The following is an 11,724-nucleotide window of genomic DNA, read 5'->3' on the forward strand; positions in this document are numbered from 1 at the left end:
GGGTGGCGGTCGGGCGTGGAGAAAGTAGCCGCGAAATCCCGCCTCGCCGGCCGCATACCAGGCCTTAGACTGGCGAAGTGGGCAGCATTCCGGCCGGCGACGACGTATTGGATCCCGACGAGCCAACCTACGACCTGCACAGAGTGGCCCAGCTGCTCGGGGTGCCGGTCAGCAAGGTGCAACAGCAGCTGCGGGAAGGTCATCTGGTCGCGGTACGGCGTGGCGGCGGCGTGGTGGTGCCGCAGGTGTTCTTCACGACCTCCGGCCACGTGGTCAAGAGCCTGCCGGGCCTGTTGACGATCCTGCACGACGGCGGTTACCGCGACACCGAGATCGTGCGCTGGCTGTTCACTCCCGACCCGTCGCTGACGGTCACCCGCGACGGCAGTCGCGACGCCATCTCCAACGCCCGTCCCGTCGACGCCCTGCACGCGCATCAGGCCCGGGAGGTCGTGCGGCGCGCCCAGGCTATGGCGTATTAGCAGCGGGCGTACCGGCCGCCTCCGTCACTCGCGCGTCGGGCGTTCGCTTCAGCACATACCAGGCGGCCAGCGCGCACGCGGTGGCCAGCAGGAAATGCACCCACGAATACATGCCGTGTGAGCCGTCGGGTTTGAAGATCAGCATCACCCACGCCGAAACGCCGGCGATGACGGCCATCGCGCGCCCCGATTGGGCCAGCGATGCGACGATCGCCAGCGGCCACGAGTAGTACCAGGGCAGCGCGGCAGGCACGAACAAGACCACGATCAGCATCGACCACGCGATGCCGGTCATGACGGACCGGTCGTCGCGCCGGAACCGCCACCACAGCAGCGGCAGCGAGACCCCGATGATCGCGATGCCGACGAACCGGGCCGTGCGCAGCGTGCTGTAGAAGTCGATGGCGAAGAATCCGCTGAACAGGGCGTGGGCGACGTTGGCCACCGCGGTCGGCACCGTCAGCCAGTTGATGATCTTCACCGAACCGGCCAGCGCCGTCAGCCAGCCCAGGCCGACGCCGGCCGCGGCGGACAGCACGGCGAACACCGCGGCGAAGATCAGCAACGACGCAGCGGTCGCCGCCAGGAAAGCCACGACCGGCCGGTATCCGCGGCGTTCCCGCAGGTGGCGCGCCCACACCCAGACCAGGAAGGGTAACGCGATGCCGGCGGTCGCCTTGACGGCGATCGCGATCGTGAGCACCGCCATTCCCGCGACGTTGCGGCCCGCGAAGGTCAGCGCGATACCGGCCGTCATGAGGCCGACCATCAGCATTTCGTTGTGCACCCCGCCCATCAGATGGATGAGCACCAGGGGATTGAGAACGCAGATCCACAGGGCGGTCGGGCCGTCCGCCCCGAGATGGCGGGCCAACCGGGGTGTGGCCCAGACCAGCAGGACGAGGCCCGGTAGCATGCATAGCCGCAGCAGCATCGTGCCGGCCACCACGTTGTTGCCGACGAGGATGGTGACGAACTTGGCGACCAGGATGAACGCCGGGCCGTAGGGCGCGGTGGTGATCGTCCAGATCGGGCTCACGTCGTCCAGCAGCGAGTTCGGGTTGCCGACGGGTCCCACGGCATACGGATCCAGCCCGTCGCGCAACAGGGCGCCCTGGGCCAGATACGAGTAGGTGTCGCGGCTGAAGACGGGGACCGAGACCAGCAGGGGCGCCAGCCAGAAGGCGGTGGTCGCCCGCATCACGAACTCGGTGGTCTTTCCCGCCAGCACCCGACGGCCCAGTCGCACCCAGGCGATCAGCATCAGTCCCACGCCGGTCCACAGCAGAATGGACGACAACACGAGCCCGTGGCCGAAGCGCAGCCAGGACATGTGGATCGACTCCAGCAGCGGGTCGTGCTGGCGGGTGCTGCCCGCGCCCAGCCCGCCCGCGGTGATCAGCAGCGAGCCGAGCAGGCCCAGCTTGGCCGGCCCCGCCTCGGGCGTCCCCGCGAACCCGCGCAAGCGTGAAAGGTATTGAACGGGAGAGTTTTTCGACGCCGACGAATCCGCGGCCGAGGTGTCGGTTTCGGTGCTCATCGGCTCAGGCGGATCGGTTCGTGGCCATGTTGGCCAGGTCGGACAGCCCCGCCTTGGCGTACTCGTCCACGGGCGCGGCCGCCAAGGTCGCCAGCGCACGCTCGGTCAGCGTGGCGATCCGGCGCTCCGCGGCGGCCAGTGCGCCCACCGCCTCGATCACGTCGCGCAGCTCGCCCACCTGCGCGTCCGTCAGCCGGGTGCCGATCGAACTGCGTAACAGCTCCGCCGCCGCGGGGTCCGAGTTGTCAGCCAATTCCATCGCCTCGGCCACCAGCACGGTGCGCTTGCCGGATCTGAGGTCGTCACCCGACGGCTTGCCGGTGATGGCGGGGTCGCCGAACACGCCGAGCACGTCGTCGCGCAGCTGAAACGCCACACCCAGGTCGGTGCCGAACCGGCCGAAGGCGGCCGCGACGTCGGGCCGGTCGGCGGCGGCCGCCGCGCCCAGTTGCAGCGGTCGCGTCACGGTGTAGCAGGCGGTCTTGTAGGTGGCCACGGTCATGGCCGCCTCGATCGACTCGGACGCCGAGGCCTCGCCGACGATGTCGAGGTACTGCCCGCCGAGCACCTCCGTGCGGATGTCGGCCCAGACCTGCTGGACGCGACGTTGGGCGTCGGGGGACAGGGCGGCGGCCAGGACTATGTCGTCGGCCCAGGCGTGCGCCAGGTCGCCGACCAGGATCGCGGCCGAGATCCCGAACTGCTGCGGCGAGCCGCGCCAGCCGCGGTCGCGGTGCAGCGATGCGAAGCGCATGTGCGTCGTCGGCCTGCCACGTCGGGTCGCCGACGCGTCGATCACGTCGTCGTGCACCAGCGCCGAGGCGTGCAGCAGCTCCAGCGCCGAAAACAGCAGCAGCACATCGGGATCGGGGTCTGTCGTGGCCACGGCGCGCCAGCCCCAGTAGGCGAAGACGGGCCGCAGCCGCTTGCCCCCCGTCAGCACGAAATCCTCCAGCGCGGCGACCAGGTCGCCGTGGTCGCTGCCCAGGTAGGCGGCTCCGGCGCGGCGCGTGCGCAGATAGTGCCGCAATTGGTCGGTGATGGCGCCGGCCAGCTCGATGGTTGCCGCTGCTTGCGATGCGTTGAGGCTCAGCGCGGCGCCCCTTTCTGCTCGGCTGTGCTCGTCCGGTACCTGGCCCGACAAGTGTATTCGTCAAGCGCGCAGACTCCGCCCTTATGCTGTCGGGTTGGGGCGCAGGGTTGGGCAAGGGCCCGCCGCCGACGACCCCGCCAACGACCTAAGGGAGCCCTGTGACCCTGAACACCATCGCGCTCGAGCTGGTGCCGCCGAACGTGGACGCGGGCCACGAGCGGGCGGCCGAAGACGCGCGCAAAGTGGTGCAGTTCTCGGCCGACACCGGGCTCGACGGCCGGATTCGGCACGTGATGATCCCGGGGATGATCGCCGAGGACGACGACCGGCCGGTCCCAATGCAGGCCAAGCTGGATGTGCTCGAGTTCTGGTCGATCATCAAGCCGCAACTGCCCGGGATGCGCGGCCTGTGCACGCAGGTCACCGCCTTCATGGACGAGGAATCGTTGCGCGGGCGGCTCACCGACCTGTCCGCGGCCGGCATGGAGGGTGTGGTCTTCGTCGGCGTCCCGCGCACGATGAACGACGGTGAGGGATCCGGCGTGGCGCCTACCGATGCCCTGTCGATCTATCGCGACCTGGTTGCCAACCGCGGCGTGATCGTGATCCCGACCCGCGAAGGCGAACACGGCAGGCTCGACTTCAAATGCAAGCAGGGCGCCACCTACGGCATGACCCAGCTGTTGTATTCCGACGCCATCGTGGGCTTTCTGACCGAGTTCGCCAAGAACACCGACCATCGGCCGGAGATCCTGCTGTCGTTCGGTTTCGTGCCCAAGGTCGAGGACCGCGTCGGGCTGATCAACTGGCTGATCCAGGATCCGGGCAACCCCGCGGTGGCCGAGGAGCAGGCGTTCGTCAAACGTCTGGCCGGCAGCGAACCCGCCGAGAAACGCGGGCTGATGCTCGATCTGTACAAGCGCGTGGTCGACGGCGTGGGCGAGCTCGGTTTTCCGCTGAGCATCCATTTCGAGGCGACGTACGGGGTGTCACGGCCGGCCTTCGAGACGTTCGCCGCGATGCTCGACCACTGGTCGCCCGCCCAGGCGGGCTAGAGGGGCTAGGAGCGCCACGAAGTCACGCTAGCCATCTGTGACTTCAGCAGAGCGGTGTATACCGACTTCGGGGTGACCGCGCGCGGGTCTAGGCCGAGTGCTGGTCGCGCGGTGTGGAAAACCGCTCGGAGCGGTCCCGGCTGATCCAGGCCAGCAGCGCCACGACCCCTGCGACGGCGAACGACGCGATGCCCAGCCATACGCCCGCCCCGGTGAAGGACCGCGTGTTGGGGTCGGTGTAGCGGGCCTGGGCGCTCATGGTGCTCACCACGCCCGGTTTGAGCTTCCACTGCACCACTTCGGGCTCGATGCGATCTCCGTTTGTCGAGGTCACGACGCCCGGAAAGGAGACGGTCAGTTCGACGTCCGCGTCCGGGTCGGTGACCGAGGTGAGGTCGGCGCGGCCTTCCAGGAGCACCAGGTTGCCGTTTCGGCGCAGCGAGAGGTTTACCCCCGCCGCGTCGTGGTTCATGTGCGCCAGCTGGGGAACCTCGGCGAAGGTCAGATCGGAGAAGACCGCCTGCGACCCCACGTAGCCGTCGCTGTCGTAGTTCGAGACCGCGACCTTGTTGCTGAACGGCAGATTGCTGTCCAGCTGGGGCCCGGTGTCCTTGGGGTTCTTGGGTTTAGCGGCGGCGATGATCTCCCCGGACACCAGGTCATCAGGGGAAATGGTGATCGAGGCGCGGACGCGCAGGCAACCGGTGGCCAAGGGGACCAGCACCAACAGCATCGCGAAGACCAGCAAGCGGCGCCGGCGAACTCGGGTCGCGGGCGAAGTGGACCTGACGCGCACCAGGTCATCGTGCCAGACCCGCCCGACGTCGTCGTCGAACCGTCCGGTGTGGAGCGTCGAGCCGCTCACCGAGCGGCTTAAAGCGGCAGCGCGCGGCCCAGGATCGCGAAGGCGCGGGGGTCGCCGGCGAAGTGGTAGTGCCGGATGATGTCCGTGAAGCCCAGCCGCCGGTAGAGCCGCCAGGCGCGATTGGCCTCACCGTTGGTTTCCGGGGTGGAGAGTAGGACATTGCGTTCGCCGCGATTGGCGAGCAGTCGCCGCGCCAGGGCCTCGCCGAGGCCGTGCCCCTGGGAACGTGGATGGATGTGCAGTTCGGTCAGCTCGAAATAGCTGGTCATCAGCTGGGTGATCTCCTGGGCGGGCCGTCCGCCGCGCTCGAGGCCCAGGACGACCTGCTGCTGCCACCACTGACCGGGCGCCCCCGGGTAGCCGTAGGCCACGCCCAGCAACGGTGCGTCCCCGAGGTCCGGTGTCGGTTCGGGCGTGAACGCCTCGGCGCCCACTTCTATGGCGGCCACCGCCTTCCAGCCGGGTCGGCGCAGGTGCTCCAGCCACATCGCCGCGCGCTGGTTCTCGGTGCCCCGCGGGTATCGCATCGCGTCGACGTAGACGCCCAGGGCGTCGTGCAGACGGCGCTCCATGTCGATCGGCGACAGGTCGATGAGGAATATCGCCAACTCGCGTTGCCCTCCTCATGCGGGTGATGCTCATGGGCCAGTATCGGGCCCACCGTCGCGGTCATTATCTGACGGGACGGTCACCGATCGACGGGCGGTCGTGCCGATAGCCGTCCCCGCCCGCGTCTGCGCTGTGGCGCAACCGGGATAGAATCGCCTGCGAACCAGTGGTACGGCACAGATACACCTCGTATCATCGAAGTTAGTTGCCCTCATAAGGGGCAGCTTCGTGCTATCGATAGATGAGTGTCAGCCTGTCGGCAAGGAGGGACGAATGCCACTCTCCGATCATGAGCAACGAATGCTCGATCAGATCGAGAGCGCTCTCTATGCCGAGGACCCCAAGTTCGCGTCGAGTGTGCGTGGCGGCGGGTTCCGCGCCCCGAGCGCGCGGCGGCGCCTGCAGGGGTCGGCGTTATTCGTTGTCGGCCTGGCGATGCTGGTTTCCGGCGTCGCGTTCAAGGCCACGATGATCGGGAGCTTCCCGATTCTCAGCGTTTTCGGTTTCATCGTGATGTTCGGCGGCGTGGTGTTCGCCGTCACCGCCCCGCGGTTGTCGGGGCGGCCGGACACGGGGTCGGCCCCCGGAGCGTCGCGGCAGCGCCGCAATAAGGGCAGCGGCTCGTTCACCAGCCGGATGGAAGATCGCTTCCGCCGGCGCTTCGACGAGTAGCGCGGAAGGCTCAGCTTCGCGCCACGGAACGGCGCGGACTCAGCGCGTCGCTGCGGGTGTTTGGTGCCAATCCGGGGCGCAGCGCGGCTTGACCCGCTTCTTTGGCCAACATCACCCCGACGATGCGCCGGGCACGCACCGCCGCCGCGTCCGCCTGGAATTCGACCCCGCCTCGCCATCGGTCGTAGCCGGAGTGGTTGGCCGCCATTTCCAGGATGGCGGTGTCGCGTTCGCCGACACCGGCCAGAAACGACCTCAATCGGTTGGTCACCTCGTCGCGGCCGGTGTGGTAGTTGCGTGAGGCCTGCATGAACACGTGCGTGGATGTCTCGTTCTCGGGCGTGAGGGCATGCGTGCGGGTGGTCGTGTACGGCTGTGCGTCTCCGGTGGAAATTTCCCAGAATTGGCGGTGCATCGCGGGGGAGATGAAGGTTCCGCTCTCGCGGCGCTTGTAGCGGCGGTCCCGGTCGAGTCCGGTGGCATCGGCCTCCCAGTCCGTCAGGCGTGCCTCCGGCAAGTGCCGGGTGTAGGCCACGGTGGTTTCCGTGACCTCGACGTCGTTGAACGCGGGCATGCTCGCGATCTCCGGGGGGACGTCGCGCCGATGGAGTATGGGCGCGTAGCTGAAGTCCAGGTAGTGCTCGTGAACCATCATGTAGTTGGCGCTTATCCGCCAGTTGCTGGCGAAGGTTGCCCAGGCCGCGTCGTTGATCCACGGTGTGCGCGGCGGTTGGCTGCCGGCCGCGGCCCCGGGCGGTCCCAGCCAGATCCAGACGAACGGCGGTTGCTCGAGGACGGGGAAGACGCCCACCTTCATCCCGGAGGGGACTTGAGGCTGTGACGGGATGTGGACGCACCTGCCGTCGGTGTCGTAGGTGCACCCGTGATAGCCGCACACCAGCCGATCGCCCTCGATGCTGCTGTGCGACAACGGAAAAGCCCGGTGTGCGCACCGGTTTACGAATGCACTGACGCCGCCGCCGGCGGCGCGCCACAGCACAACGTCCTCGCCCAGCAGGCGCCGGCCCAACGGCGCGTGCGCGACCTCCTCGCTGGTGGCCGCGACATACCAGCACTTCTTCGGGTAGTTGGTCTTGACGCTCTTCACAGGTCCAGCACCAGCCTTTCGGTGCACGAGCGTGAGACACAGACCAACATGACTTCGCCGGCGGCGCGCTCGGCTTCAGACAGCACGGAGTCGCGGTGTTCCGGAGTGCCCTCGAGCACCCGGGCTTCGCAGGTCCCGCAGACGCCCTCATAGCAGCTGCCCAGGATCGGGACGCCCTCTTCCTCAAGGACTTCCAGGATGGACCGGTCCGGGGTTATCTCGAAACTGACCCCGGAGCGCTGGCACACGACCTCGAACCGTTCGACGGCCCCCGCGCCCGTTTCGGCGCTCGGCGCCTTGGCGGCGAACCGCTCGATGTGCAGAATTCCCGGCGGCCAGTGGGCGCTGTGCTGCTCGACCGCCGACAGCAGCGCCTCGGGGCCGCAGCAGTACACAAGCGTGTCGTCTTCGGGGTTCTTGAACAGAGTTTCCAGGTCGAGCAGTCCGCGCTCGTCCTGTGGCCACACCGTGACGCGGTCGGGGTACCGCTGGACGAGGTCTTCGGAGAATGCCATCGACGCCCGGGTCCGTCCACCATAGAGCAGTGTCCAGTCGTGGCCCGCGCGTTCGGCCGCCTCGATCATCGCCATGATCGGGGTGATACCGATCCCTCCGGCGATGAAGCGGTAGTGCGGCGCGTCGACCAACGGAAAGTGATTGCGCGGGCCACGCACGCGCACCGCGGCGCCCTGTGTGAGGTTGTCGTGAACGTAGCGCGAGCCGCCGCGCGAGTTGGGATCGAGCAGCACCCCGATGCGCCAGACCCCCGACTCGCGCGGGTCGCCGCACAGCGAATACTGGCGCGTCAGGCCGTCGCCGAGGATCAAGTCGATGTGGGCGCCCGGTCCCCAACGCGGCAGGTCCTCATTCTCTGGATGGGCGAGATCGAGCACCACCACACCGTCGGCGGGCGTGCTGCGGTGCCGGACGACCAGATCGGTGGCGAATTCGTGAACGTTGGCGGTGGGGATGGCGACTGCGGCCGCTGACATGGTTGGCACTCCGATCCGCGTGGTGCGCCCGATCAGCCCGCCGGCGGGGGAGGCAGGTAGATGGTTTTGGACACCTGGAACGGATGCAGCCCCTCCGGTCCGAGCTCGCGGCCCATTCCGCTCTGCTTGATTCCGCCGAACGGAGCGACCGGATCGTTGACGTAGTGGTTGACACCGACGGTGCCGGAGCGAACGCGTCGGGCAACGTTGGCTGCGCGTTCGGGATCCGATGACCAAACGCTGCCGCCGAGGCCGTAGACGCTGTCGTTGGCGATCGCCACGGCTTCCTGCTCGTCGGAGTAGGGGATCAGGGACAGCACCGGGCCGAAGATTTCTTCGCGCGACACCGTGGCGTTGTTGTCCAGGTCGGCGAAGATGGTGGGCTCAAGGAACCAGCCGCGGTCAAATCCGGCGGGCCGCGCGCCGCCCGTTGTCATCCGGGCGCCTTCGCTTTTGCCTTTGGCGATGTAACTTTCGACGCGTTCGCGCTGCCGCTCGGACACTAACGGACCGAGCTTGGTCTCCGGGTCGAGCGGGTCGCCCACCTTCAACGAGCGCGCCAGATCGGTAATGGTGTCCACGATTTCGGCGTATCGGCTGCGCGGGGCCAGCACCCGGGTGTTCAGCCAGCAGATCTGGCCGTTGTTGAGCAGGGTGACTCCGAAGAACTGCTCCATGGAGGCGGCCAGATCGGCGTCGTCGAGCACGATCGCCGCGGATTTGCCGCCAAGTTCGAGGGTCACCGGGCGCAGCAGGCGTCCACATGTCTCTGCGATCCAGCGGCCGGCCGCGGTCGAGCCGGTGAACGAGACCTTGTCGACACCGGGGTGCTCGACGAGGTAGGCGCCGACCTCCCGGTCACCTGGAACGACGTTGAGCACACCCTCCGGCAGGCCGGCCGCCGCCGCGGCCTCGGCCATCAGAAACGCGTCGAGCACGGTTTCCTCGGCCGGTTTCAGCACTACGGAACACCCCGACGCCAGCGCGGGCGCCAGTTTCAGGAATGAAATCCCTTGCGGGACATTCCAGGGCACGATCGCGCCTACGACGCCGATGGGCTGCTTGGACACCAGCGAGGTGCCGCCCAGCATGCCGGGCCGCGATTCCTCTGCCGGAGCGCTGGTCATTAGGTCGCTGTAGTAGCGCAGTAGCAGCGGCGGGAACCCGGCCTCGAATTGCTGTGCGAGCCATATCGGCATCCCGTTTTGCATCGACACGCGACGCGCGGTCTCCCCGCCGCGGGCTTCGAGTTCCACCGCGAAGCGCTCCAAGACGTCGGCGCGCTCCTTGGGTTCCCAACCGGCCCAGCCATCCGGGGAGTCGAATGCCGATCTGGCTGCCGCGACGGCGGCGTCGATATCGGCCTTGCTGCCCCGGGGGACCGATCCGATCTGATCCTCGGTGGTCGCGGAATGCACCTCGATGGTGTCGTGTCCTGCGGGAGCGGTCCAGGTACCGCCGATGTACAGCTGCGGGTAATCGATTGTGGTCATTAATCTTCCGCTCAAGAAATGGTGAGCTTCGCGGGCAGGTGCTTGAGGCCGCCGACGAAGTTCGTCTGCGTCACGCTGCCGGACCCGAGCACCTCGATGGACTCCAGGCGGGGCAGCAGTTCCTGGAACATCACGTTCAGCTCGAGCTTCGCCAGGTGCTGGCCGACACAGGTGTGCGCACCGAAGCCGAATGCGAGATGGTTGTTGGGCTTGCGGTCGATGTCGAACTTGTCGGGGTCGTCGAACACGTCCTCGTCGCGGCAGCCCGACTGGAACAAGGGCATCAGGCGGTCGCCGGCTTTGATCGTCTGCCCGTGCAGCGTGTAGTCCGTCAGGGCGCGGCGCATGAAGTGCTTGACCGGTGCCACGTACCGCAAACCCTCCTGGATGAGGTTGGGTATCAGGCTCAGGTCCGCCTTCACCCGCGCCAGGATGTCGGGATGCAGGGCCAGCTGCTGCAGGGTGCCGGCCAGCGTCGCCGAGGTGGTGTCGTGACCGGCGGTGAAGATGGCCGTATACCAGCCGTAGACAAAGGATTTGGGCCAGTACTCACCGTCGGGAAGTTTGGCGCAGGCAACCACCGTGGCCAGGTCGTCGCGCGGGTTGGCCCGGCGGTCTTCGGCCAGAACGTCGAAATAGCCGAAGAAGTCCTGGATGGTGGCCGCCCACTGCTGGGCCATCGCCTCCGGGCTGAGCGGCTCGACGTCCTCGCGCTGGTGCTCGGGATCGGCGGTGCCGAAGAACTCCTGGGTCAGGGCCATCATCCGCGGCTCGTCCTCAGGCGGCACCCCCACCAGCGTCATGATCACGTGCAGAGGGAAGCCCAGCGCCCAGTCGTCGACCAGGTCGATCTCACCGCGGGCAGAAAGCTGCTTGAGCTTGTCCACGGATTCCCGGGCGAGCCCGCGGATCTGGTCTTCCATCTTCTTGACCGAGGGTGGCTTGAAATAGCCGAACGCCATGTTCTTGGCCTGGGTGTGTTCGGGCGGGTCGATGTAGGGCAGCGCGTCGAGGATGCGCAGGCTGCCGCCGAGGAGCTGCTTGGTGAACTCGTCACCGGCCGTGTTCTGCAGGATCGGGTTGTGCGTGCCGGGGGTGTCGGTGCCGCCCCCGGCGGTGAAGACCTCCGACACACTCTCCAGTTCCTGAATGTCGGCGTGCTTGCTGACCAGCCAGATCGGGTCGTAACCGTCCACGACGGCCTTGGCCAGCGGCATGTTGTCGCGTAGCCATTTGTAGGCCTCGTGCAGCCGGGTGAGATCGGAATGGCCCTCGGGAAGCACGATCTGCTGGGCGATTTCCCCAGGCAGGATAGGTGTCTCGGTTTCCGGGGTGGTGGTCACTGTGGTCCCCTTTCGCAGGTGACTCAAGTCTTGTGGCAGGCGGGTTTTTCTGCGTCACCACGAAGGGGGGTCATCGGTCCCACTTTGGGGGTAATCGGGGGTCAATCCCCCGGACATCCCGCGTCGATCCACTGCTCGATGGCGCTGATTTGATCCGCCGGCACCGGATCGAGATAGGCCGGCATGCTCGGGGTCACGGCGCCGACCGGTGGGTCGTCGAGGTCCGAACCGAACGGCGCCTGACCGCGCAGCGACAGCACCAGGTTGGAGTTCGCGCCGTCACCCAGGATGACGAGCGGCCGGCCGCCTACTCTCATCGCGACAAAGGTGTCACGCGAGACTTCCCGCCAGAACGGACCGTGCGAGGCAACGTCGGCATCGGGCCCGCCGACCGATTGGTCGAGGATGTCGACGACGTCATCGAATTTCATGACTCTGTCCCTTTCAGATGGTTGTCGGTTGCTGTCGTGGC

12 protein-coding genes are annotated in these 11,724 nt (G+C 67.4%); 3 read left to right on the forward strand and 9 right to left on the reverse strand.

Features of this window, described 5'->3' with window-relative positions:
• Positions 1-77 precede the first annotated feature (77 nt).
• Complete coding sequence (locus AC5Y5V_RS05425; RefSeq protein ID WP_499931742.1) at positions 78-482, forward strand: Rv2175c family DNA-binding protein; 405 nt, start codon at positions 78-80, stop codon at positions 480-482.
• On the opposite strand, the gene AC5Y5V_RS05430 is transcribed toward AC5Y5V_RS05425, so the two are convergent.
• Positions 469-2,022: an alpha-(1->6)-mannopyranosyltransferase A gene (locus tag AC5Y5V_RS05430; protein WP_499931744.1), complete on the reverse strand. Its 1,554-nt coding sequence runs from the start codon at positions 2,020-2,022 to the stop codon at positions 469-471. The two genes, AC5Y5V_RS05425 and AC5Y5V_RS05430, sit on opposite strands and share 14 nt — an antisense overlap.
• 4 nt (positions 2,023-2,026) lie before the next feature.
• Positions 2,027-3,076, reverse strand: coding sequence for a bifunctional (2E,6E)-farnesyl/geranyl diphosphate synthase (gene idsA2 / locus AC5Y5V_RS05435; protein ID WP_499931959.1), 1,050 nt, complete (start codon positions 3,074-3,076; stop codon positions 2,027-2,029).
• A gap of 197 nt (positions 3,077-3,273) precedes the next feature.
• Between idsA2 and AC5Y5V_RS05440 the strand changes: the two genes are divergently transcribed.
• Entirely contained in the window at positions 3,274-4,170 is an 897-nt protein-coding gene (locus AC5Y5V_RS05440; RefSeq protein ID WP_499931745.1) for a mycobacterial-type methylenetetrahydrofolate reductase, read from the forward strand.
• Positions 4,171-4,258: 88 nt separating this feature from the next.
• Here the strand turns inward: AC5Y5V_RS05440 and lppM are convergent, their stop codons facing one another.
• Positions 4,259-4,903, reverse strand: coding sequence for a lipoprotein LppM (gene lppM, locus AC5Y5V_RS05445; protein WP_499931961.1), 645 nt, complete (start codon positions 4,901-4,903; stop codon positions 4,259-4,261).
• 140 nt (positions 4,904-5,043) lie between these two features.
• Complete coding sequence (locus AC5Y5V_RS05450) at positions 5,044-5,643, reverse strand: GNAT family N-acetyltransferase (RefSeq protein ID WP_499931747.1); 600 nt, start codon at positions 5,641-5,643, stop codon at positions 5,044-5,046.
• Between the two features lie 274 nt (positions 5,644-5,917).
• On the opposite strand from AC5Y5V_RS05450, the gene AC5Y5V_RS05455 reads away from it, so the two are divergent.
• On the forward strand, positions 5,918-6,316 hold the full coding sequence (locus tag AC5Y5V_RS05455) for an SCO2097 family morphological protein (protein WP_499931748.1): 399 nt from the start codon (positions 5,918-5,920) through the stop codon (positions 6,314-6,316).
• Positions 6,317-6,326: 10 nt separating this feature from the next.
• On the opposite strand, the gene AC5Y5V_RS05460 is transcribed toward AC5Y5V_RS05455, so the two are convergent.
• The 5 genes from AC5Y5V_RS05460 to AC5Y5V_RS05480 form a co-directional block, all read right to left on the reverse strand.
• The gene (locus AC5Y5V_RS05460) at positions 6,327-7,424 is read right to left on the reverse strand and encodes a Rieske 2Fe-2S domain-containing protein (RefSeq protein ID WP_499931750.1); all 1,098 of its coding nucleotides are present in this window, start codon (positions 7,422-7,424) and stop codon (positions 6,327-6,329) included.
• Positions 7,421-8,416: a PDR/VanB family oxidoreductase gene (locus AC5Y5V_RS05465; protein WP_499931751.1), complete on the reverse strand. Its 996-nt coding sequence runs from the start codon at positions 8,414-8,416 to the stop codon at positions 7,421-7,423. Before AC5Y5V_RS05465 ends, AC5Y5V_RS05460 begins: the two co-directional genes overlap by 4 nt.
• Positions 8,417-8,448: 32 nt before the next feature.
• On the reverse strand, positions 8,449-9,909 hold the full coding sequence (locus AC5Y5V_RS05470) for an aldehyde dehydrogenase (RefSeq protein WP_499931753.1): 1,461 nt from the start codon (positions 9,907-9,909) through the stop codon (positions 8,449-8,451).
• Positions 9,910-9,920: 11 nt separating this feature from the next.
• Positions 9,921-11,252 (reverse strand): cytochrome P450, encoded by a 1,332-nt coding sequence (locus AC5Y5V_RS05475; RefSeq protein ID WP_499931755.1) that lies wholly within the window; start codon positions 11,250-11,252, stop codon positions 9,921-9,923.
• A 101-nt stretch (positions 11,253-11,353) separates the two neighbouring features.
• Positions 11,354-11,683: a hypothetical protein gene (locus tag AC5Y5V_RS05480; protein WP_499931756.1), complete on the reverse strand. Its 330-nt coding sequence runs from the start codon at positions 11,681-11,683 to the stop codon at positions 11,354-11,356.
• Between the last annotated feature and the right edge of the window lie 41 nt (positions 11,684-11,724).

The sequence above is a fragment of the Mycobacterium sp. NGS68 genome (genome assembly GCF_059812195.1).

Excerpts from the sequence above, each read along its gene's own strand:
- AC5Y5V_RS05430 (WP_499931744.1), bottom strand. The coding sequence starts at position 2,022 with ATGAGCACCGAAACCGACACCTCGGCCGCGGATTCGTCGGCGTCGAAA.
- lppM (WP_499931961.1), bottom strand. The coding sequence starts at position 4,903 with ATGCTGTTGGTGCTGGTCCCCTTGGCCACCGGTTGCCTGCGCGTCCGC.
- AC5Y5V_RS05455 (WP_499931748.1), top strand. The coding sequence starts at position 5,918 with ATGCCACTCTCCGATCATGAGCAACGAATGCTCGATCAGATCGAGAGC.
- AC5Y5V_RS05465 (WP_499931751.1), bottom strand. The coding sequence starts at position 8,416 with ATGTCAGCGGCCGCAGTCGCCATCCCCACCGCCAACGTTCACGAATTC.
- AC5Y5V_RS05470 (WP_499931753.1), bottom strand. The coding sequence starts at position 9,909 with ATGACCACAATCGATTACCCGCAGCTGTACATCGGCGGTACCTGGACC.
- AC5Y5V_RS05480 (WP_499931756.1), bottom strand. The coding sequence starts at position 11,683 with ATGAAATTCGATGACGTCGTCGACATCCTCGACCAATCGGTCGGCGGG.